This is a genomic window from Niveispirillum irakense DSM 11586, assembly GCF_000429645.1.
Taxonomy (GTDB): Bacteria; Pseudomonadota; Alphaproteobacteria; order Azospirillales; family Azospirillaceae; genus Niveispirillum; species Niveispirillum irakense.
The window spans coordinates 96769-120401 of sequence record NZ_KE386935.1 but is presented as its reverse complement, the minus strand read 5'-3'; the positions used below and the strand labels follow the sequence as shown (position 1 = coordinate 120401).

The 23633-nt window shown below is 61.5% G+C and carries 13 protein-coding genes; 11 read left to right on the top strand and 2 right to left on the bottom strand.

All coding sequences use genetic code 11. From position 1 onward, the window contains the following. Window positions 1-954 precede the first annotated feature (954 nt). The 10 genes from G473_RS0122555 to G473_RS0122510 all read left to right on the top strand — a co-directional run bounded on the left by G473_RS0122555 (window position 955) and on the right by G473_RS0122510 (window position 18083). Window positions 955-2025: a saccharopine dehydrogenase family protein gene (locus G473_RS0122555; RefSeq protein ID WP_029014965.1), complete on the top strand. Its 1071-nt coding sequence runs from the start codon at window positions 955-957 to the stop codon at window positions 2023-2025. A gap of 213 nt (window positions 2026-2238) precedes the next feature. Further along, on the top strand, window positions 2239-3741 hold the full coding sequence (gene amaB / locus G473_RS0122550) for an L-piperidine-6-carboxylate dehydrogenase (RefSeq protein ID WP_029014964.1): 1503 nt from the start codon (window positions 2239-2241) through the stop codon (window positions 3739-3741). Between the two features lie 190 nt (window positions 3742-3931). Beyond that, window positions 3932-6037, top strand: a complete 2106-nt coding sequence (locus G473_RS0122545; RefSeq protein ID WP_035709010.1) for a TonB-dependent siderophore receptor — start codon at window positions 3932-3934, stop codon at window positions 6035-6037. 184 nt (window positions 6038-6221) lie between these two features. Continuing rightward, window positions 6222-6665, top strand: coding sequence for an Lrp/AsnC family transcriptional regulator (locus G473_RS0122540; RefSeq protein ID WP_029014962.1), 444 nt, complete (start codon window positions 6222-6224; stop codon window positions 6663-6665). A 241-nt stretch (window positions 6666-6906) separates the two neighbouring features. Beyond that, on the top strand, window positions 6907-8538 hold the full coding sequence (locus G473_RS0122535; RefSeq protein ID WP_029014961.1) for a family 43 glycosylhydrolase: 1632 nt from the start codon (window positions 6907-6909) through the stop codon (window positions 8536-8538). 2 nt (window positions 8539-8540) lie between these two features. After that, window positions 8541-9911, top strand: coding sequence for a pectate lyase family protein (locus tag G473_RS0122530; RefSeq protein WP_029014960.1), 1371 nt, complete (start codon window positions 8541-8543; stop codon window positions 9909-9911). A gap of 271 nt (window positions 9912-10182) precedes the next feature. Then, window positions 10183-11289, top strand: coding sequence for a pectinesterase family protein (locus tag G473_RS28440; RefSeq protein WP_051330615.1), 1107 nt, complete (start codon window positions 10183-10185; stop codon window positions 11287-11289). A 39-nt stretch (window positions 11290-11328) separates the two neighbouring features. Beyond that, window positions 11329-14739 (top strand): TonB-dependent receptor, encoded by a 3411-nt coding sequence (locus tag G473_RS0122520; RefSeq protein ID WP_029014959.1) that lies wholly within the window; start codon window positions 11329-11331, stop codon window positions 14737-14739. A gap of 68 nt (window positions 14740-14807) precedes the next feature. Then, entirely contained in the window at window positions 14808-17174 is a 2367-nt protein-coding gene (locus tag G473_RS0122515; RefSeq protein ID WP_029014958.1) for a glycoside hydrolase family 95 protein, read from the top strand. A 15-nt stretch (window positions 17175-17189) separates the two neighbouring features. Beyond that, complete coding sequence (locus G473_RS0122510; protein ID WP_029014957.1) at window positions 17190-18083, top strand: rhamnogalacturonan acetylesterase; 894 nt, start codon at window positions 17190-17192, stop codon at window positions 18081-18083. 66 nt (window positions 18084-18149) lie between these two features. Here G473_RS0122510 and G473_RS0122505 read toward each other — a convergent pair whose 3' ends face one another. Next, window positions 18150-19190, bottom strand: a complete 1041-nt coding sequence (locus G473_RS0122505; protein WP_029014956.1) for a substrate-binding domain-containing protein — start codon at window positions 19188-19190, stop codon at window positions 18150-18152. 227 nt (window positions 19191-19417) lie between these two features. Between G473_RS0122505 and G473_RS0122500 the strand changes: the two genes are divergently transcribed. Continuing rightward, on the top strand, window positions 19418-22669 hold the full coding sequence (locus G473_RS0122500) for a glycoside hydrolase family 2 TIM barrel-domain containing protein (protein WP_210163384.1): 3252 nt from the start codon (window positions 19418-19420) through the stop codon (window positions 22667-22669). Window positions 22670-22696: 27 nt separating this feature from the next. Here G473_RS0122500 and G473_RS28435 read toward each other — a convergent pair whose 3' ends face one another. Next, the gene (locus G473_RS28435; protein ID WP_051330614.1) at window positions 22697-23614 is read right to left on the bottom strand and encodes a LysR substrate-binding domain-containing protein; all 918 of its coding nucleotides are present in this window, start codon (window positions 23612-23614) and stop codon (window positions 22697-22699) included. Window positions 23615-23633: the final 19 nt, after the last annotated feature.

The window sequence follows — 23633 nt, the reverse complement described above, 5'->3', positions numbered from 1 at the left end:
TGGCTTCAATGAGGCCCCGGCATTTCAGCCGGGGAAAGTCCCTACCCTGGAACCGCTTGCAGAATAACAAAAAATAGCCGGCTTTGCGAGCGGGTCCGCGCAGGGGGTGTTTTGAGGGGCCGGGGAGGCTGCCTTAAACATGCACAATGTCCAAGAACCACAGCAATCCCAAGGGCTTGGGCGCTTGCGAGCGGGTCCCGGGTTTTGGCGGGTACTGAGCCGCTCGCGCAAGAGACCGGCAGGACCCCACATCACCCTGGTTTGCCGGTCGATTGCCTGGACGCTTTTGCCCCAGCTTTCGACCCGCATATCCACGCCATCGGCAGGGCCAACAGTGCGGAACAGAGGCGATCTTCCGATGCCTTGATCTCCCCGTCAAGCCGCAGGGTCAGGAGGGGGTGCGGATAGGCGCTCAAATGCCCCAAGGGGGCATATCATCTGCCGGGATGGAGTACTTTTGTCAGAGTGCGTCCGGTTTCGTTGGAATCGGACAGGGTTCTCACTACCGTCACCCCGGCGCAGGCCGGGGTCCCGTTTCGTAAGAGCAAGGCGCTTGTGACCCTGGACCCCGGCCTGCGCCGGGGTGACGGTGGAGCTTGATCCAACCTGACCCGGACAAACCCTGGAGACCGAGATGCTGCCGACAATAGGAAAGGGTGCGCGGAAGACCGGTCTGGAGCGAAATGGTCGGTGACCAGCTTGGGACGGCTTGGGCCTGCGTGATATCCGGGCGGCGCAGGCGCGCATCAACTGTCGGGCGTGGAGCCCCCCAGTAAGGGGACCCCGGTTGCGGGAATATTTTCAGTGATCTGCGCGTCTCAGCCGGCGAAATGACGAAATATCCTGCGGAATGACGAAACTAACCGCCATTTGACGGCGGTTAGACGTGTTTTCGTCGGCCCTTTTCAGGGTGACCATGGGGGATAAGGATCACCGGAACAGGGATCACGGGTTATGAAAGATATTCTGCTGCTGGGTGCCGGGAAGATCGGCCTTGCCATTACGCTGCTGCTGCGGCGCAGCGGTGATTATAAGGTGACGGTGGCCGACCATAGTGCCGCCGCGCTGAAGCGCTTCGCCGATCTGGGCGTGGCGGTGCTGGAACTGGATATCAATGATGGCCCGGCCCTGCGCCGGGCCATGGCGGGCCGTTATGCGGTGCTAAATGCGCTGCCGTTCCATGCCACATCGACCATTGCCTATGGCGCCTATGATGCCGGCATCCATTATTTCGACCTGACGGAGGATGTCGCCTCCACCCGCGTGGTGAAGGAGGTGGCGGCCAAGGCGAACAGTGCCTTTGTGCCGCAATGCGGGCTGGCACCGGGTTTTGTTTCCATCGCCGCCCATGGGCTGGCCACAGGGTTCGACAGTTTGCGCGATGTGCAACTGCGCGTCGGCGCGCTGCCGCGATATCCGACCAATGCCTTGAAATATAACCTGACCTGGTCCACCGACGGGCTGATCAACGAATATCTGAACCCGTGCGAGGCGGTGCAGGACGGGCATAAGGTGGAATTGCCGCCGCTGGAAGACCTGGAAGAATTCGCCCTGGAAGGGGTGACCTATGAGGCGTTCAACACGTCCGGCGGGCTGGGATCGCTGGTGGAAACGCTGGCGGGCCGGGTGGAGAACCTGACCTATAAATCCATCCGCTATCCCGGCCATTGCGCCCTGATCAAGCTGCTGGTGGAGGATTTGCGGCTGGCACGGCGGCGCGACCTGTTGAAAGAGGTGCTGGAAGAAGCCCTGCCCATCACCATGCAGGATGTGGTGCTGGTCTTCTGCACCGTTTCCGGCAAGCGCCATGGACGGCTGGTACAGGAAAGCATCGTGCGCCATATCCATGGCGAAGAGGTGGATGGCCACTTCCTGTCCGCCATCCAGATGAGCACGGCGGCGGGCATCTGCGCCATGCTGGACCTGCAGGCAGAGGGACACCTGCCGGCCAAGGGATTTGTGCGGCAGGAGGAGATGAAGCTGGACCGGTTTTTGGGCAATCGGTTTGGTAAGGTTTACGCGTGAGGATCAGAGGAACTGACTGCCGCCCTCTCCCACCGTCATTCCCGCGAAGGCGGGAATCCAGCAGACGCATTAAATAGAAGTCGCTTTGGTAATGGCACCGTTGTCTGGATTCCCGCCTTCGCGGGAATGACGGTAAAATGGTGCGTACATTGTATTGAATAACACCAAAGTCCCAAAAAACACCTATCCATACACGATACCGGAGGCCTGCCTATGTCTGACCCTTCCGCCCTGTTGCACCGGCTTGGCCTTGCCGGTCTGGTTAGTGATGGTGACATTATCGCCCGGTCGCCCATTGATGGCGCCGTGATCGGTGCCGTGAAGGCGCATGGTCCCCAGCAGGTGGAAGCGGCCATTGCCCGCTCTGCCGCCGCTTTCAAAACCTGGCGCACTGTGCCGGCCCCCCGGCGGGGGGAGTTGGTGCGCCTGTTTGGCGAGGTGCTGCGGGAGCATAAGGCGGACCTGGGCGCGCTGGTGACGCTGGAGGCCGGCAAGATCGTCCAGGAAGGGCTGGGCGAAGTGCAGGAGATGATTGATATCTGCGACTTCGCCGTGGGCCTGTCGCGGCAGTTGCACGGGCTGACCATCGCATCGGAACGGCCCCGCCACCGGATGGTGGAAACCTGGCAGCCGCTGGGGCCGGTCGCCATCATCACCGCCTTTAATTTCCCCGTCGCCGTCTGGGCCTGGAACGCCGCATTGGCGCTGGTCGCGGGCGATCCGGTGATCTGGAAACCATCGGAGAAGACGCCGCTGACGGCGCTGGCCACACAAAAGCTGTTTGAAAAGGCGTTGGCCCGGTTTGGCGATGCGCCGGACGGGCTGTCGGAATTGCTGTTCGGCTTGAAGGATGTGGGGGAAAAGCTGGCCGCCGATCCGCGCATCCCGCTGGTCAGTGCCACCGGCTCCACCCGCATGGGGCGTGAAGTGGCGCCGGTGGTGGCGGGGCGGTTTGGCCGGTCCATCCTGGAACTGGGCGGCAACAACGCCATGATCGTCACCCCGTCCGCTGATCTGAAGCTGGCGGTGCGGGCCATCCTGTTCGCCGCCGTGGGTACGGCGGGCCAGCGCTGCACCAGCCTGCGCCGGCTGATTGTGCATGAGGATTGCTATGACAAGGTGGTGGCGGCGGTGAAGACCGCCTTCGCCGCCATCCAGCCCGGCGACCCGCGCGCGGGCGCCACGCTGATGGGGCCGCTGATCGACAAAGCCGCGTTCGCGGCGGTGGAAGCGGCCCTGGCCCAGGCCAAGGCGCAGGGCGGCGTCGTCCATGGTGGTGGTCGGGCCCTGGCCGACAAGTTCCCGGATGCCTATTACGCCTATCCGGCGCTGGTGGAGATGCCGGGACAGACGGACATCGTGAAGCAGGAGACGTTCGGCCCCATTCTCTATGTGATGCGCTACCGCGCGTTTGAGGAGGCCGTGGCTTTGCAGAATGATGTGCCGCAGGGCCTGTCCTCTTCCATCATCACCCGCGACCTGCTGGAAGCGGAGCGCTTCCTGGCGCCGGACGGTTCTGACTGTGGCATCGCCAATGTGAATATGGGCCCCAGCGGGGCGGAAATTGGCGGCGCGTTCGGCGGGGAGAAGGAGACCGGCGGCGGGCGCGAAAGCGGGTCTGACGCCTGGAAACAATATATGCGGCGCCAGACTTCGGCCATCAATTACGGCACCTCGCTGCCGCTGGCACAGGGGATCGAATTCCCGGAATTATAATGCTGGTGCCGCTCCCCGGCGGAGCCGATGCGCATTGACCCGGAAAATGACGGATCGCGCGGCGATATTTGTACGTCTGAAGGCGCGATCCGTTAGCGGCAGGGCAGCTATACCGCCACTCGTATTGAGAATAATTATCATAATTATTATTAACAACTCCGGGGAAGTGACCTATCACCGGGGGAAATTCATGACATTGAAGGCAGTTCTGTGGACGGGCGTAGCGCTGTCCACCATCGCGGCCAGCGCGTTTTCCGTTGCTGCCCAACAGGCGGGGGAGCAACTAGCCCAGCGCGTGGCGGATGATGACATTGTCGTCATCGGCACCCACGAAAGGCTGAAACAGCCGGTGACCAGCGGGGCGCTTGGGGAAAAAAGCCTGCTGGACACGCCGTTTTCCGCGACTGTGGTGGACAAGGACGAAATCGCCAAGCGTCAGGCCACCAGCATCGGCCAGATTTTCATCAATGATCCCGGAATCTTCTCCTATGCCAGCCCCGGCACCACCAACTGGTGGGGTACCCAGATCCGCGGCATTGGTGTCAATAATTTCTATATTGATGATGTGCCGCTGCTGCTTTACTGGGGCGGCGATTACCCGTTGGAACCGGTGGAAACCGTGCAGGCCATGAAGGGGCTGACCGGCTTCATGTATGGTTTCGGTTCACCGGGTGGGGCCATCCTTTATCAAACCAAGCGTCCGACGGCGCAACCGCTGCTGACCACCGAACTGGGGTATCGCAATCCGGGCGTCCGCTATGGCCAAATCGATGCTGGCGGCCCGGTGGGCGATGGAAGACTGGGCTATCGCCTTAATCTGGCCGGTGAACAGGGGACAGCTTACACCAAGGCGGGGGTCAATCGCTGGGTCGGCTCCCTGGCGCTGGATTATGCCATCACGCCGGACCTGCGTTGGCATGTCACGGCGACGCACGAAGAAAGCAAGCTGGAGCATGAGCCGTTCCATGTCTATTGGAGCCGGTACGAAGGCACGGACCTGCCGTCCCCCGATCTGGATTTCGATGATGTGAATGTCGAAAATTCCTATTACCGCACCCGTACCACCAGCGTGGCGACCGGGCTGGACTGGGACATGGCAGAGGATTGGACAGCGAAGCTGAATTATGGCTATGCCCGCAAGAAGCACCAGTCGAATAAGATGTTCATCTATATGCTGAACAAGGCCGGTGACTATGACGGCTATGCCTATAATTTCGCCGAGACCGATCAGGGCCATTTCGGTCAGGCCCTGGTGCAGGGCAAGGTGGAAACCGGGCCCATCCGGCATGAACTGGTTGCGGGTGTTTCGCTGCTGCGCCGGCCCAGCGATTTTGGCAATGGCTCGCATTGGGGCAATGATTTCAACGGCAATATTTATCAGGAGCAGAATTTCCTGGTCACCCGCGCCATCGATTACAGCACCGATGGCAATCCGTCGGAAGACCGGCAGACGGCTTTGTTCATCTCCGATACGCTGCATTTCGGTCCGCAATGGCAGGCCATCGTCGGTGCCCGCCGGACCCGCTACAAGGCGTTGGATTTCGATGGTGATCCCACGGTGGACAGCGGCTATCGCACCACCGCCACCACGCCCACCCTGGCGCTGATCTACAAGCCGGTGGAATATGTCTCGCTCTACGGCTCCTATGTAGAATCCATGGAGGCGGGCACCCGTGTCGGTGGGGATTATGCCAATGCGGGCGAAATTCTGGGGGCGACCATTTCCAAACAATATGAGGGCGGGGTTAAGTATGAACATCATAGCCTCAGCCTGACGGCGGCCGCCTTCCGCGTTGAACGGGCCAACCAGATCGATACGGAAACGGACGGGCTGCGCTATCTCTCCCAGGACGGGTTGAACATTTACAAGGGTGTGGAATTTTCCGGTTCCTACCGGGTGACGACGGATCTGCGTCTGGGCCTGGGGGCCCTGCATCTTGATCCGGTGATCGATAAGGTATCTGCGGGGAACGCGGCGCTGGAAGGCAATATTCCGGCAGAGGCATCGCGCTGGCAGTTGCTGGCCAATGCTGATTATCGGGTGCCGGCGGTGGAGGGGCTGCGCCTGCACGGCAATGTCCGCTATTTTGGCAAGGCGCCGGTTGCCGATGATAATGCGCTCTATATGCCCAGCCGCGTGCTGACCAATGTCGGCTTCCAGTACAGCACCAGCATCGCCGGCCAGCGGGCCGATATTACTGGCAATATCAACAACCTGTTCAACGAGAAATACTGGAGCTTCAGCAGCGTCGGGGAGACCCGCAACGCATCCCTCAGTGTGAAACTCTATTGGTGATCGTGACCGGTCCACGCAGGTTCCATGTTCGGTCAGACCAGGGCGGCGCCATACACCGCCCTGGTCTGATGCTGGCCGAAGGCTAAATCTTCGGCAGGTGGGTGTGATTTCGGTTCCCAGCATTCGCATGGGCGATACAAACAGGTATGGTTGGACCGATATTTCCAATCCGGCCAGGATACCCATGGTCATTTCTGACAATCAGCAAGACGCCATTGATACGGCGCTGCTTTCCCTGTTGCGGGCCAATGCCCGGGAGCCGACGGCATCGCTGGCGCGCAAGCTGGGGCTGGCACGGTCCAGCGTGCAGGCGCGCATCGCCCGGCTGGAACGGCTGGGCATCATCCAGGGCTATACGCTGCGCGATGATCAGCGGGCGGGTCACCTGATCCGCGCCTATGTGCTGCTTTCCACCAACCCCAAAATGATCGCGCGGATCGTGTCCGACGTGAAGCGCATTGCGGAGGTGGAAAGCCTGTCCGCCATCAGCGGCACTTACGACATGATGGCCGTGGTAGCGGCCCCCTCGGTCCAGGATATCGACCGGGTGCTGGACCTGTTGGGACTGATGACGGGGGTGGAACGCACCATGTCGTCGCTGGTGCTGTCGGACAAATTCCGCCGCTGAAATTTATGAAACTGTTTTCATGTGTGATAAAAGTGACGGACCGAGATAAGCTCCGGTTGACCCCTCTGCTTTTTGTTGCTTATGATACCGGTATCAATAAAACAAAACCGACGATAATGATCGGGTAGGGAGGAGAAATGTGGCTGTTGGAAGCTGATAAGCGACGATGCGGGCTGGCAATACCGGCGCCGATGGAACGGCTTTTGCCTTTTACCGCCTGAACGTCCAAGGAATTTCACCGATGACCGACCTTTCCCGTCGGCACGCGCTGGGTCTGGCCCTTGCCAGCGGCGCGTTGGCCGTGACGCCCCCTGCTGCCGCGCAGGTGACACCGGTTTCCAATTCGGCATGTCCGCCCGTTTCCGGCGGACGCCCGGCACCCAAGGACTGGGTGCGCGGGCTGGATAACCAGCGCAAGCCCGATCTGGGCGATGGCCGCTTTCTGAACCCGCTGATGTCGGGCGACCATCCCGATCCGTCCATCCTGAAGGATGGGGCGGATTATTACATGACCTTTTCCACCTTCGACAGCTATCCCGGCCTGATCATCTGGCATTCCCAGGATCTGGTGAACTGGACGCCGGTCACGGCAGCACTGACCAAGAATATCGGGTCGGTCTGGGCGCCGGAACTGACCAAGCATGAAGGCCGCTATTACCTTTACATTCCCGTCAAAGCCAAGCCCAACGGCACCTTTGTCATTTGGGCCGACAAGATCGAAGGGCCGTGGAGCGAGCCAGTCTATATGGGCCTGCCGGGCCATATCGATCCCGGCCATGCCGTGGGAGAGGACGGATCGCGCTGGCTGTTCCTGTCCGGCGGTGACCGTATCCGGTTGGCGCCCGACGGCCTGTCCACGGTAGGGGAGGTGGAACATGTCTATGATCCCTGGCGCTATCCGGATGACTGGATCGTGGAGGGGTTCGCGCCGGAAGGGCCGAAAATCACCCGCCATGGCGATTATTTTTACATGATTACCGCCGTGGGCGGCACGGCGGGGCCGCCGACCGGCCATATGGTGATTGCCGCCCGGTCCCGCTCCATCCATGGGCCGTGGGAGCAGTGCCCGCATAACCCGCTGGTGCGCACGGTCGATATGGCCGAACATTGGTGGTCACGCGGCCATGCCACGCTGGTGGAAGGGCCGGCGGGCGACTGGTGGGCCGTTTATCACGGCTATGAAAATGGCTTCTGGACGCTGGGCCGGCAGACCCTGCTGGACCCGGTGGAATGGACCGATGATGGCTGGTTCCGTATGAAAGGCGGTGACCTGTCACAGCCCATCGCCAACCCGCGCGGCGGCAAACCCGGCCCGCATGGCATGGCGCTGTCGGATGATTTCAAGACGCTGGCGCTGGGCACGAAATGGAACTTCTTCAAGCCCGCCCCTGATGAGGCGACGCGCGCCCGCGTGGCCGGCGGTGCGCTGCACCTGGCGGCACGCGGCACGGCGCCCAAGGACAGTTCGCCCTTGTTGCTGATTGCCGGAGATACGGCCTATCGCTTTGAATGCGATATTGAAATTGAGGCGGGCGGGGTGGCAGGGCTGGTGCTGTTTTATGACCAGTCGCTTTATGCCGGGCTGGGTTTCACGGAGAAAAATTTCGTCACCCACCAATATGGGCTGGAGCGGGGCCGCCCCGCCAACCCGCACGGGCGCAAGATGCGTATCCGCGTGACCAATGACCGGCATATCGTCACCTATGACATTTCAGGCGATGGCGGCAAGACCTGGAAGCGGTTTGATCGCGGGATGGAAGTGTCCGGCTACCATCATAATGTGCGCGGTGGCTTCCACATGCTGCGGCCTGGGCTTTATTCCGCCGGTGCCGGCACGGCGCGCTTCGCCAATTTCGACTTCAAGGCCTTGTGACCATGAAGGGCGCGATCTGGACGACAGCTATTCTGTTGGCCGCATTGACACCGGGGGTCAATGCGGCCCCCGGGCCTGCCATCCCCGCCTTTCCCGGTGCCGAAGGGGCAGGCGCGATGGCGCTGGGCGGTCGCGGCGGGGCGGTGCTGAGGGTTACCAATCTCAATGATGCCGGTCCCGGCTCGCTCCGCGCGGCGGTGCAAACGGCGGGGCCACGGACCATTATTTTCGATATCGGGGGCACGATCCGGCTGGAAACGCCGCTGACAGTGCGCCATGGCCTTGTCACCATCGCCGGGCAGACGGCACCGGGCGGCGGCATCACCCTGCGCGGCCAGCCCTTCCGCATCCATGCCGATGATGTGGTGGTGCGCTATATCCGTGCCCGGCTGGGCGATGAGAACAAGGTGGAAGCCGACGCTTTTGAGATTACCGGCGGCAACCGGATCATTGTCGATCATGTCTCGGCAAGCTGGTCGGTGGATGAATCCTTATCGGTTGGCTCAACCTACAAGAAGGTGGAAGACGGGCCGCATGACATCACTGTGCAATGGTCCATCATCTCCGAATCCCTGAACCAGTCGCTGCACGCCAAGGGAGCCCACGGCTATGGCTCCCTGCTGCGGGGCGGGCTGGGGTCGAAGATGAGCTTCCATCACAATCTCTGGGCCCATCACCATGCGCGCATGCCGCGTCCGGGTAATACGGTGATGCCGCCGCGCGATGAAAAAGGGGCTTTCTACGAATTCCGTTCCAATGTCTTCTATAATTGGGGCGGTAAATATTCAGGCTATAATGCCGATAAAGGGCCTAAAGCCTCCTTCGTGCATTATGATTTCATCGATAACAGCTACATTGCCGGCCCCAATTCGGAAGGGAATGTGGCGTTCGATGAAGCAAACCCGCGCGCCAGCCTTTATTTCGCCGGCAACAGCATGAATGGGGCCATTCCGGCCGATCCCTGGAGCCTGGTGACGGGGATTGAGGCGACACGGCGCAAGATACCGCTGGAGATGCCGCGCGTTGCGGCGGAGCCGGCGGAAGCCAGCCTGCATCGGGTTCTCCAACAGGCCGGCGCGTCCCGTTATCGCGATCCGGTGGATGCCCGTGTTGTGGCGTCTGTCCTGCATCGCAACGGACGGCAGATCGATAGTCAGGCCGATATCGGTGGCTGGCCGGACCTGCCGGCAGGAACACCCTGGCTGGATACGGATGGCGACGGCATGCCCGATGAGTGGGAACGCCGTAACAGGCTGGACCCGCAGGATCCCAGGGATGGGGCGCTGGACCGGAATGACGACGGTTATACCCATCTGGAGGATTGGCTTGCGTCTTTGGCTGTTACCGCTAACCAAAACACTGGCAATCCGTAATTTAACGGTGTTGACACCGGTAGCACAAAGACATATCGTTGCACTTAAGAATATTTTCACCGGTTAAAACCAGCAACGCTGGATCGGCGGAATGAAGGGGTGGCCGTAAGGCTATTGGGGGTGGGAAGGGCCGCGCCTTTTCCGTTCCCTGCCCTTATAAAAGGGGGAGAAGTACATGATGGGACGTGAACTCCGTACATTGTGGCAGGCACAGAGGGCCGCAGGCGCGCGGCCTGGTGTCCACGCGACCTAAGGTCATTTAACGCCAGCAATGCGGGCGGATAATGTGCCGTTCCAGGCGGAAGCCAGCGGGATGCCGGCGGCTGCCTTCACCCGGCGCGTGTTTATGGTTGGCGTGTCCCTTGCGGCCGCCATGCCTGTCCACGCGTCCATTCTGACCGGTAAGCCGGTTGATGCGATTGTGGAGAAGAAAGGAGCAGCAGGATCATTCACCAGTGTCGCCGCTGCTCTCGCTGCCGCCCCCGATAATGACCAGCCCTGGCATATTCGGATCGGGGAAGGGCTTTGGGATGAAAAGCTGCATATCCGCCGTGCCCATGTCTGGCTGAGCGGTGCTGGGGCGGGGCGCACGATCCTGACCCATGGTGACGCGTCCGGTGCCCCGAAACCGGGGGGCGGCACCTGGGGCACCTATGGTTCTTCCTCTGTTTTGGTGGAGGCACCTGATTTCCGCGCCAGCGGCATCAGTTTCCGCAACCATTTCGATTATATCGCCAATCAGCGTCAGCCGCTGGTGAATGGCGCGCAGGCGGTGGCCCTGGCGCTGGGGCGCGGGGCGGACCGGTCCTGGCTGCGCAATGTAGAGGTGATGGGTCACCAGGATAGTCTTTATCTGCAAAGCGGGCGGGTTCTGATCGAAGACAGCCTGATCGCCGGCAGTGTTGATTTTATCTTCGGCGGCGCCGCTGCCCTGATCCGTCGATGCGAAATCCGATCCCGCTGGCGGGCCGAGGAAGGGATCCAGGGTTTTGTGGCGGCCCCCAGTACGCATCAGGACCAGAAGCTGGGCTTTGTCTTTCGCGATTGCCGGCTGACGCGGGAAGCAGGTGTGCCCGACCATTCCACCTATCTGGGGCGTCCCTGGCGGGCCGGCGGCAACATGCAATTGCTGGGCGCCGCCGCCTTTCTCGATTGCTGGATGGATGGGCACATCCATCCCGATGGCTGGACCTCCATGGGCTACACGAACCCGGAGGGTGTCCGCACCTACCTGACACCACAGGAGGCGCGGTTCTTCGAACATGGAACGCGCGGACCCGGCAAGGGGCCCGCCGCCGATACGCGCCGCATTCTTGCGGACGCGGACTTGAGCATTTTCACCGAGAAGGCAGTTCGGGGCGATTGGGAACCGGCGTGAAGACCGGTCACCTGCCCCGTCATTGGGAGGAGAAGACAAATGAAAAAGAAGATCAGCCGTTTGCCGATGCGCACCGTGGCGTCGGTATTGGCCATCACCAGCGGCCTGGCGCTGGGCGCGCCATCGGCCATGGCGCAGGCCCAGATCCAGGGTGGCGCTGCGGGTGATGAAGCCCTGGACGAGATCATCGTCACCGGCTATCGCGCCTCGCTGCGCTCCGCCTTGTCGGAAAAGAAGCTGGCGAATGAGCAGATCGACGCGATCAATGCCGAGGATATCGCTGATTTCCCTGACAATAACCTCGCGGAATCGCTTCAGCGTTTGCCTGGTGTCTCCATCGACCGCGACAATGGCGAAGGCCGCACCATCACGGTGCGCGGTCTGGGGGGTGATTTCAACCGCACGCGCCTGAATGGCTTGGAAGCACTCTCTACCGCCGGTTCCAACGATAGCGGCACCAGTTCCAACCGCAGCCGCGCCTTTGATTATAATACCTTCGCGTCGGAGCTGTTCTCCTCCCTTAAGGTTCAGAAAAGTGCTTCTGCGGAAACCGATGAAGGCTCCCTTGGCGCCACCATTGACCTGCAGACAGGCCGTCCCTTCGATTACAAGAAGGATACGGTCGCCATGTCGGTGGAGAGCAGCTATCAGGAGAACAGTAAGAAATTCAGTCCCCGCGCGGCCGGCCTGATTTCCCATCTGTTCAACGAGAACAAGATGGGCATCCTGCTGTCCGGTGCCTACAGCAAGTCCAAGAACGAGTTGGACCAGTATCGGCGTCAGCCCGGCCAGTCCGATTATCTTTATCGTGGCAGCCAGTGGGCTGGAAACGAAAACCCACAGCGCGCCGGTTTCGCTGCGCCGACCGGGACCAGCTTCGGCTCTGTCATTACCAACCCCGAAGCCATTGCCGCCCTGACAGGCTCCAACCCGGATGCCTATGCCAAGCTCTATCCGTCAGAATTCAGCACCAGCGGCCGCTTGAATGACAGCCTGGTGCGCATCCCGGCCCTGGCTTCCATCGAACAGCAGGATGTGAAGACGGAGCGTCTGGGACTGACCGGTTCTTTCCAGTGGGACATTGGCGAACGCACGCGGGTAAGCGTCGATGGCGTTTATTCCCGCCTGGAAAATGAAAGTACCTATTATCAGGTCTCCAGCGTCGGGCTGAACCGCAACAACACCAATGCCACCTATAATACCGCCGCCAACAATCTGACGCCGGTGGCGGCACGCAATCTCTATCCCGGTCTCTGCGTCCCCAATGCCGGCAGCGATCTGGTGCCGGAGCAGGATTGCGGCCAGCAGCTTTATGGCAACACGCCGGCCTTCAGCACGGCCTTGGATCGCAATGGGCGTCTGGTCGGGTCGGTTCTGGCGCCGTCGGCTTTGGTGCCTGGTGCGCTGACAGCCAATGACCCCGCCAATGCCAATATTTTCTCGACCAATCCCTTCAATCTCGATCCCTATGATTATTACAACAATCCCAATTCGGTTGGGTACATCCCGTCCAGCAACCGCTTGGCCTTCCGTGGCGCCTTGATGGGCCGTCCGGCGGTGAAGGTGCTGGATGCCAATGTCACCAATGGCTTGGCTGACTATCTGGTAATGCAGAATGTTGATTTTCGGTCTGCTGCCGACCGAGGCAGCTATACGACGGAGTTCCAGCAGGGTTCGATCGATATCGAACATGAATTCAGCGATACATTCCGTGCGCAGGTTATCGCCGGCATGTCGAAGTCTGTGAACAAGCACCAGGGTTTGCTTGTAGAATTTAACCGCATGGATAGCCAAGGCCAGTTCGTCTATGACGAGCGTGGCGGTGGCTCTATGCCCGTGATCGATTTCGGGTTTGATGCCGCTGACCCAACTAACTGGGAGGTGGTCAAAGGCTTCTCCGGTATCCGGCATTATCGCCGTGAGGTGGAGAACACCTATAAGCAGGCCAAGGTTGATTTCGATTGGGAAGTGACGCCGGAATACAAGCTGGGCTTCGGCGGGAACTATCGGGAATATTCCTTCGATACAATATATTACCAGCGCAACAACGACCTCCTGAACCCGACCTTGAAAGAGGCTGGGGTTACGACGGAGAGCGTTTCAAAGGTTATCGACTTTGGCCAGGGCCTGAAAGTGCCGGAAGGCACCTTGACCAGTTTCGTTGCCCCCAACATTGAAGCGTTTGACGAGTTGTTCGACTTCACCTGTGACTGCGTCAATAAATGGGGCGATTGGCGCCTGAGCAGCAAGCGCAATGGCGGTCGTGAGAATTTCAGCGTCACCGAACGCGATACTGGCTTCTATGTGCAGGGCGATTGGGATGTGACCCTGTTCGGCAATCCGTTCCGTGGCAATATCGGTACCCGCGTTGCCATCACGGATGTGGAATCCATTGGCACGGCGACCAGTGGCCGGGAACTGAAGGGTTCCAACCGGTATACCGACGTACTGCCCTCGGTCAACTTGGTCTATGAGCCGGTTGAAGACCTGTTGCTGCGTTTTGGTGCGTCCAAGGCCATGGCGCGGCCGCTTCTGGGCAACCTGTCCCCGACCATCACGTCGCTGTCAGTGCCGAGCACGGGCGATACGACCGGCGCTACGTTGACGATTGGCAATCCGAAGCTGAAGCCCTTCCGCTCTGACAATATCGATGTCAGCGTGGAATGGTACTTCCGCGAAGGTGCCGTGCTTTCCGTCGCTGGTTTCAACAAGGATATCTCCAGCTTCCCGCAGACCGTCCTTTACTCTTCCAAACTGGCCGACTTCCTGGATGCTGACGGCATTGCGGCTGTGCGTGCTGGCTTCACCAACCTCCAGCAGCTTGCCTATCTGGACGGTAATTATGATTTCACCGCGCGCCAATATCGTGATGCGCCCGGTGGCTATCTGCGTGGCTTTGAAATCGGCTTCCAGATGGACTTCGATTTCCTGCCCAGCTTCTTCCAGAATTTCGGCACTCAGGTCAATTATACCCATATCAAGAGTGAGTTGAACTATATCCTTGAGCCGGGTACCGACACCAAGGCGGCGACGACGGCCAAGGCCCCCTTCCAGAACGTGTCGCCGGACGCCATCAACGCCACGCTCTATTATGAAGATGAAGGGTTCCGGGCGCGTGTGTCCGTGGCCCACCGCAAAGGCTACAGCACCGCTTATCCCATCGCATCGGGCTCTTGCAGCCCGGGCCTGTCAACCCTGCCAGCCAATCCGGCGACGCAGGGGACGGCGTGTGATAGCCCGCTGATCAACGATTTTGTTTTCAGCCGGTCGACCACGAATGTGGACACATCTGTCAGCTACAAGATCAACGAGTGGGTGACGGTGACGGGTGAGGGCTTGAACCTCACCAACCAGACCAGCGACCGCTATGCCTATGCGGGGCAGGGTGCGACGACCCAATATGCCAGCTCCGGCCGTATCTATCGCCTGGGTACGCGCGTCCGGTTCTGACGTCAGACAGGTAACGGCACGGGGGCTAACAGTTCCCGTGCCGTTTTTTTATAAAACGGAGAAATTCAATGGCAGTCTGGACCCGCCGTGCGGCGCTGAAGGGCATGGGTATGGCCACCCTTGCGGCGAGCAATCTCTCCTCATCGGCATGGGCTGCTGGCCCTGACGAGCATGAATATGATCCACTGACCCTGTGGTACAAAAAGCCAGCCCAGGAATGGGTGGAAGCCTTGCCGCTGGGCAATGGTCGGCTGGGTGCAATGGTTTTTGGCGGCACCGGCCGGGAACGGCTGCAGCTTAACGAAGATACTTTATGGGGCGGCGGTCCCTATGATCCGACCCATGCTGACGCACTTCCCGCCCTGCCCGAGGTGCGTGCCCTGATCGAAGCGGGCAAATATCTGGAGGCACAGGAGTTGGCGGGCCAGAAGCTGATGGCCCGGCCGATCCGGCAGATGTCCTATCAGACGGTCGGTGATCTGTGGCTGGATTTTCCCGACCTGGGGCCGGTTACCGATTATCACCGTGATCTCAATCTCGATACGGCCGTGGCGCGCAGCCGGTTCCGCGCCGGCAATGTCTGGATGATGCGGGAATGTTTCATTTCCCCCGTCGATCAGGTGCTGGTGATGCGGCTGACAGCGGACCAGCCCGGACAGATCAATGTCGATCTTTCCTTTGCCACCCCGCAACCCGGTAAGGCCGTGGCGGAAGGCGACGATATCCTGGCCCTGCGGGGGACCAATACGGGCCAGCATGGCAACAAGCCGGCCTTGAAATTCACCGCCCTGGCGCGTGTTCTGCCCTCTGGCGGCAAGGTTGGTGCCAGCGATAAAGGGTTGAGTGTGCGCGGCGCGGATCAGGTGGTGATCCTGGTCGCGGCGGCCACGTCCTATCGCCGGTTTGACGATGTGTCCGGCGATCCCGATGCCATTGCCCGTGGCCATATCGATGCCGCCGCTGCCAAGACAAGGGACCAGATGCTGGCCAGCCATCTGGCGTCCCATCGTAACCTGTTCCGCCGCGTCACCATCGATCTGGGCACCAGCCCGGCGGCACGCCTGCCGACCGACCAGCGGGTGCGGGAGAGCGCCAGCCTGACCGATCCGGCACTGGCGGCGCTCTATTACCAGTTCGGGCGGTATCTGCTGATCTGTTCATCGCGCCCCGGCACACAGCCGGCGAACCTGCAGGGCATATGGAACGACAAGCTGAACCCGCCCTGGGGCAGCAAATACACGATCAACATCAATACCCAGATGAATTATTGGCCGGCAGAGCCGACCAATCTGGCCGAGTGCGTGAAGCCCCTGATCCAGTTGATCCGGGATGTATCCATCACCGGTGCCCGCACGGCCAAGGTGATGTATGGCGCGCGCGGCTGGATGGTGCATCACAATACGGACCTGTGGCGCGCCACAGGTCCGATCGACGGGGCCAAATTTGGCATCTGGCCCATGGGTGGGGCGTGGCTGTGCCTGCATCTCTGGGATCATTATGATTATAGCCGCGATCGGGCTTTCCTGGATGAAGCCTATCCCTTGATGAAGGGGGCGGCAGAATTTTTCCTGGATACGCTGGTGGAGGATAAGAAGACCGGCTTCCTGGTCACCAACCCGTCCTTGTCGCCGGAAAATGCCCATCCTTTCGGGTCCAGTCTGGTGGCCGGGCCGGCCATGGACAGCCAGATCCTGCGCGACCTGTTCGATGCCTGCATCCGCTCGTCGGAAATCCTGGATAAGGATGCCGATTTCCGGGCCGAGGTGGCGCGCACGCGCGCCCGGCTGCCGCCGGATAGGATCGGCAAGGCTGGCCAGTTGCAGGAATGGATTGAGGATTGGGACATGGAAGCCCCCTCCATGGACCATCGCCATGTGTCCCATCTGTATGGGCTGTTCCCATCCGGCCAGATCGACCCGTTTGAGACGCCGGAACTGGCGGCTGCCGCCAAACGCTCCCTGCAAATCCGGGGTGATAAGGCGACGGGCTGGGGTATTGGCTGGCGTCTCAATCTATGGGCGCGGCTGGGCGATGGGGAGCATGCACATCAGGTTCTGCGCCTGCTGCTGGAGCCGGACCGCACCTATCCCAACCTGTTTGACAGCCATCCGCCCTTCCAGATTGACGGCAATTTCGGCGGCACATCTGGCATCACGGAAATGGTACTGCGCAGCCGTAAGGACGTGATCCATCTGCTGCCGTCCCTGCCCAGCGCCTGGCCAAATGGGCAGGTAAATGGTTTGCGGGCGCGCGGGGCGGTGGATGTCAGCCTGCGTTGGCGCGGCGGTCGCCTGGACTATGCCCTGGTGAGCAGCCGGATCAATGGCAGCCATAAGCTGCGCTATCGTGATCAGGTAATCGACCTTGTGCTGCGCCCGAACCAACCGGTGCGCGTTGGGCTGGCTGGTGGCCGTCTGGTGGCGCAAACAGTATAAGATAAGGAAGCCAAGATGATGGGTTCTCTTAAGCGGACCATGCTGTTTGCCGCTTTGTTGACGGCCCTGCCGGGCTACGCTGCCGCGCAGACGCAGAAGGACATCCCCGTCGCCACTGAGATGCCCCGCATGGCCAAGATAGTGCTGGTGGGTGACAGCACGGTGGCGGTGCAGGGCGGATGGGGGCCGAGCTTCTGCGGCTATCACGTCACTTCTGCCGTGGCCTGCGTCAATCTCGCCAAGGGTGGACGCAGTTCCGGCAGCTATTGGGCGGAAAAATCCTGGGATGTCGCATTGCAGGAAATGCGGCCGGAAGGTTTTGCCAAGACCTATGTCCTGATCCAGTTCGGCCATAATGACCAGCCGGGCAAGCCCGGCCGGTCCACTGACCTGGCAACGGAATTTCCCGTCAATCTGCGCAAATATGTGGAAGAGGTGCGCGCCGCCGGCGCCGTGCCGGTGTTGGTGACGCCTTTGACCCGGCGGCAGTTCCGCGACGGGATATTACAGGACGATCTGGGGCCCTGGGCGGAGGCGGCCCGCAAGGTTGCCAGGGAAATGGGCGCGCCATTGATTGACCTGCATGCCCGCAGCCGTGCCGCCATACAGGAAATGGGGCCGACCAAGGCGAATATGCTGGCCCAGATGCCCCCGCCACCGGAAGTGGCCGCCGCCGCCTTGACGGGCACGACCATCCCGGCGCAAAAGCCGGCGGTTCCCGGCGCCCCAAGCTCACCCCCGGCACAGCCCACCCAGCAGGACAATGCCAAGGTGGAGCCGATGGGGCAGGCCAAACTATCCTTCGATTATACCCATCTGGGGCGCGCGGGTGCCGACCTGTTCGCCACCATCGTGACGGAAGAACTGGCGACCGCCGTGCCGGACCTGCGGCGTTTTCTGATCCCCTGATGAGGTCGGTTCCGGTGGTAGCAACGTATGACCGCCGGAACTACCCTGACCTTTCAAACCTGATGATCAGCGTGCCGGGCGGGCCATGGCGGTCAGGGAAATGGCCGCTTTCTCCGCGGCATCCCGTTGCTGATCAGGCAGGGGGATCAAACCCTTGTCGGAGAGATATCCTTCATCCCCCATGGCGCGTTCGGACGCATATTCGGCCAGGAATTCCTTCAGGCCGGGGATGAAGCCCATATGCTGCTTCTTGAAATAGACATACATGCCGCGTGACACGGTATAGCGCTGTTCGGCAATCGCCTCATAGGTCGGCTCTACCCCGTCGATGCTGGTGCCGCGCAGCTTATCCATATTTTCTTCCAGGAAGCTGTAGCCGAAGATGCCGAACGCCTTCGGGTTATGCTCCAGCCGCTGCACGATCAGATTGTCGTTTTCGCCAGCTTCCACAAAGCGGCCATCTTCGCGCATCGTCTTGCAGACAGCATCATGGCGCGGCTTTTCCAGCGCCTTGATGGCGGGAAACTGCTTGCACCCTTCTTCCATCACCAGTTCCACCCAGGCATCGCGGGTGCCCGATGTCGGCGGCGGGCCCAGCACCTCAATCACATTGGCGGGCAGGGCCGGGTCGATGTCCGACCAGCGCTGATAGGGGTTGGGGACAATCTTGCCCTCCACCTCCACCTCTTTCGCCAGGGCCTGGAAAAGCTGGGTCTTGGTGAGATTGACCGGAATGCCCTGCTTGGATTGCGAGAGGGTCAGCCCGTCATAGCCGATATTGAGGGCGGTGATCTGCTCCACCCCGTTTTTCTGGCAGAGGTCGAATTCCGATGCCTTCATGGTGCGCGAGGCGCCGACCGCATCGGGGAAGCCCAGCCCGACACCGGAGCAGAACAGCTTGATCCCGCCGCCGGTGCCGGTTGCTTCCAGGATGGGCGCGGAGAAGGGGGTGGCGTAGCTGAACCGTTCCACCACCGTGGCGGTGAAAGGAAAGACAGTGGAGGAGCCGACGATCCGGATCTGCGAGCGTGCCGCCGCCGCATTGGCAATGCCGGCAGTACAGGCGGCGCCCAGCAGGGCGGTCAGCAGCAATTTTCCAATCTTCATCCGATGATCCCCCTCTGCCACACCGCCCCGCCTTTCATAAACGTGAAGCGGCCATTTTTCCGTTTTGACGGTGCATAGATGATGGGTTGCAGTTTTATGACAAGGGGTCTTGCGGTGACAACCGCCATGCCATGTCTTTCATTAATATGACTAAACAGATTTTATATGCAGCCGGCTTCCGCTATCATCCCGCCCAATGTTTGAAAAAATCATGGATGGGGCGGGAGATGCCGATGCGTTTGGGCGTGATGATGGCCGGCCTGGGGCTGGTGGGTATGGTCACCGGTGGGGCCACGGGTGTGGCGCTGGCGCAGAATGTGCCGGTGCAGGTCGATCCCGTGCAGGTGGACCCGTCGCGGCCGGATTGGGAAAATCCCACCATCAATGAGCGTGGGCGCCTGCGGGCCAGCGCCACCATGTTCCCCTATGAAAGCCGGCAGGCGGCCCTTGCGGGCGACAAGACGCGATCCGCGCGCCATCTGTCGCTGGACGGGCAGTGGCATTTCCATTTCACCCCCTCTGCCACGGCCCTGCCCACGGGTTTTGAGCAGCCGGATTATGATGTGGCGTCCTGGCCGCTGATCAAGGTGCCTTCCATGTGGCAGGCGGAAGGGTATGATCAGGCGCGCTACAACAACATCATCTATCCCCACCCGGCCAACCGGCCGCTGATCCCGCATGACAAGAATCCTGTCGGTTCCTATCGCCGGGATTTCGATCTGCCGGCGGACTGGGCGGGCCAGGATGTGATCCTGCATATCGGGGCGGCGGGGGCGGCCTATTATGTCTGGGTCAATGGCAAGCAGGTTGGCTATGCCGAGGACAGCAAACTTCCCAGCGAATTCGACATCACCCCCCATCTGAAGCCCGGCCGCAACATGGTGGCGATCCAGGTCTTCCGCTGGTCGGACGGCTCTTATCTGGAAGATCAGGATTTCTGGCGCGTGTCGGGCATTGAACGGTCGGTGCGGCTGGTGGCGGTGCCCAAGCTGCGCCTGCGCGACATGTTTGTCCGGGCGGGGCTGGATAAGGAGTATCGCGACGGGCGCCTGTCGGTTGATCTGGCGGTGACCCCGGCGGACAAGACAGCCAGCGCCCGGCTGACCCTGCTGGAGGGGGAGCGCGAAGTGCTGGTGCGGGAGGCCCGGATCAAGCCCGGCAAGGCGGAACGGGTGGTGACCCTGAAGGCCGATGTGCCCGGCATCCGGCCCTGGAGTGCGGAGACGCCCAATCTCTATACGCTGCTGGTCGAACTGTTCGACAGTGAGGGCCGGCTGTTGCAGGCCACGCCGCAGCGGGTGGGCTTCCGCACCGTGGAAATCCGCAACGGGCAGGTGGCGGTCAATGGCAGGCCCATCACCATCCGCGGCGTGAACCGGCATGAGCATGACCCGGAGACATTCCATGTCATCTCCGAAGAGAGCATGCGGCGCGATATCGAATTGATGAAGCGCGCCAATATCAACGCCGTCCGCACGTCGCATTATCCCAATGATCCGCGCTGGTACGAACTGGCCGATGAATATGGCCTCTATGTCATGGACGAGGCCAATATCGAGAGCCACGCCTATATGGGCGCCGGCCATGCCCGCCCGGCGGAGCGGGAGAAACTGCAACTCGGCTTTGACCCGGCGTGGGAGGGGGCGCATGTCTCCCGCGTCATGAATATGATGGAGCGGGACAAGAACCATCCATCCATCATCTTCTGGTCGCTGGGCAACGAGGCCGGCATCGGCCCTGCGTTCGAGAAGGCGGCGGCCGACCTGCGCCGCCGCGATCCGGGGCGGCTGATCTCCTACCTGGGATGGGGCACGCTGGACTGGCAGCACGAGCCCAACGCCTATGTCGATATCTATGCGCCCATGTATGACGATATCGAGAAGATGGTGGATTGGGCGACCGATCCCAGCCGCACCCAGCCGATGATCCAATGCGAATATGCCCATATGCAGGGCAATTCCGGCGGCAATTTCAAGGATTATTGGGACACGATCTACCGCTATCCGGACAAGCTGCAAGGTGGCTTCATCTGGGATTGGGTGGACCAGTCCATGTATCGCTATACCAAGGACGGTAAGCGCTATTGGGGCGATGGTGGGGAATATGGCCCCAATCCCGGCGGGGATATCGAATTTGGCGATGGGATGATCCAACCCGACCGCACGCCCAACCCGCATTTCTATGAAGTGCAGAAGGTGCTGTCGCCCATCCAGTTCGAGGGGTTCGATCCGGCCACGGGTGCGGTGACGGTGCGCAACCGGCATGATGTGATTGACCTGTCCGGCTTCACCTTCGACTGGGTGGTGGAAGAAGATGGCGTGCCGGTGGCAGAGGGCACGCTGCCCGACATGGCCATCCCGGCGCGGGGTGCGCAGGCGGTGACGATCCCGTTGCCGGGCAACGGACAGCGCAGCGGGGCGGAATATCTGGTCACCATCCGCGCCCGCGCCAAAGACGGCACCATCCCGATGGTGCCCGCCGGCCATGTGGTGGGGTGGGAGCAGTTCACGCTTGCCGCGGGTGCCGTTGCATCCACCGCTTCCCGTGTGGAAGGCCGGGTGGCGGTGCGGGAGGATAAGAGCGAGATCCGCCTGACTGCCGCCGATGCCAGCCTGACCATTGACCGGGCCACCGGCCTGCTGACCGCCTATGCCAAGGGCGGTCAGGTGCTGGCCAAGGGCGGCCAACCCAATTTCTTCCGGGCGGAAACGGATAATGACACGTTGAACGGTGTCGTCCGCCTACAGCAGCCCTGGAAGGCGATGACGGAGGAACGCAGCCTGCGCGCCATCAGCCTGGAGCGGCAGGAAGGCGCCGCGACGGTGCGGGTGGATTACGCGCTGGGGGCGGGGGCGGCGCGCTTCAGCACGCTTTATGCCATGGCGGGCGACGGGTCCGTGACGGTGACGGGCGAACTGGTACCGCTGAAAAGCGACCTGCCGCCGCCGATGCGGGTGGGCCTGTGGTTTACCACCCCCGCCAGCCTGAACATGGTGCAATGGTACGGGCGGGGGCCGCATGAATCCTATGTCGATCGCAAGACATCCGCGGCCATCGGCCTGTGGCGGGGGGCCATTGCCGACCAGAATCATGATTACATGCGCCCTCAGGATACGGGCAACAAGGTGGATGTGCGCTGGCTGGAACTGAGCGGCGCGGGACCGGGCCTGCGGGTGACGGCGCTGGACCGCCCCTTGATGATGAATGCGCTGGCTTTCCCCTATACCGACCTCTACCGCCGCAAGGCCGGCACCTGGAAATCCAGCGATATCGTGCCGCGCGGCGATGGCACGCTGCTGGTGGATGCCGCGCAATGGGGCGTGGGCGGGGATACGACCTGGAACCATGTGGGCATGCCGCACATGGACTATCGTACCCGGCTGGAAGTGACGCGCTTCACCTTCCGTTTCAGCCCCTTCACCGGCCCCGGTACCCAGGCCGATAAGGCCCGCCCGGCACAGGCGACCAAGCCGGAATAAGGATGACAAGGTGGGGAAGGGGATGCGTCACGCAATGACCCGCCCCTCTCCCCGGATTTCGGCCATGGTTTCCATGAAACAGCCTGTCACCCAGGACCGGAAGGCCAGGGCGCCGGCGCTGAGCGCCGTGCCCGCCTGCCAGACAAGGTAATAGCCGTAAATATCCTCCACCTCGATATCGAACAGGCGGACCAGCCGGCCGCGCTTGATTTCCTCCTGCACCATCAGGCTGCCGGCCAGGGCCACCCCCTGGCCGCTGCTGGCGACTTCAACCAGCATGGATGAATCGGAAAGCGTGATGCCGCCGGCTGGTTCCTGCAAACGCAGGCCGGCGGCGCGCAGCCAGGGCGACCAGCTTTGCCAGCCATGGTGCAGGATGGTGCAGCGGTTGAGATCCTCCGGCACTGTCAGGCCCAGCCGGTCGCGATAGTCGGGCGTGCAGACCGGATAGAAAATCTCTCCCCCCAGACGCTGGCTGACGGCGTTGGGCCAATCGCCGGCGCCATAGCGGATGGCAAGGTCGATGCCCCGCACCAGAAACTCCTCCAGATCGGCGGTGGAACGGATATCCACGGCGATATCCGGCGTCTCGCGCGTGAAGCCGCCCAGCCGTGGCAACAGCCAGCGGGTGGCGAGTGCGGGGTGGATGGAGATGACCAGTTTCTTTTGCCCGCCGTCGGTCCGGCCCTGGTTGGGGAAGGCGCGTTCCAGGATCGCCAGGGCCTGACGCACATGGGCCAGCAGGGTCACGGCTTCGCGCGTTGGCACCATGCCGCGCCCCACCCGGCGGAACAGGGTCAGGCCCAGCCGTTCCTCCAATTCCCGTATCCGGTGGCTGATGGCGCCATGGGTCAGCCCCAATTCGTCCGCCGCTGCGGAATAGCTGCCGTGGGTGGCGGCACTGTCCAGCGCGCGCAGGGTCTGGATGGACGGAAGGTTCTGCATCGGGTGCCCCGCCATATGT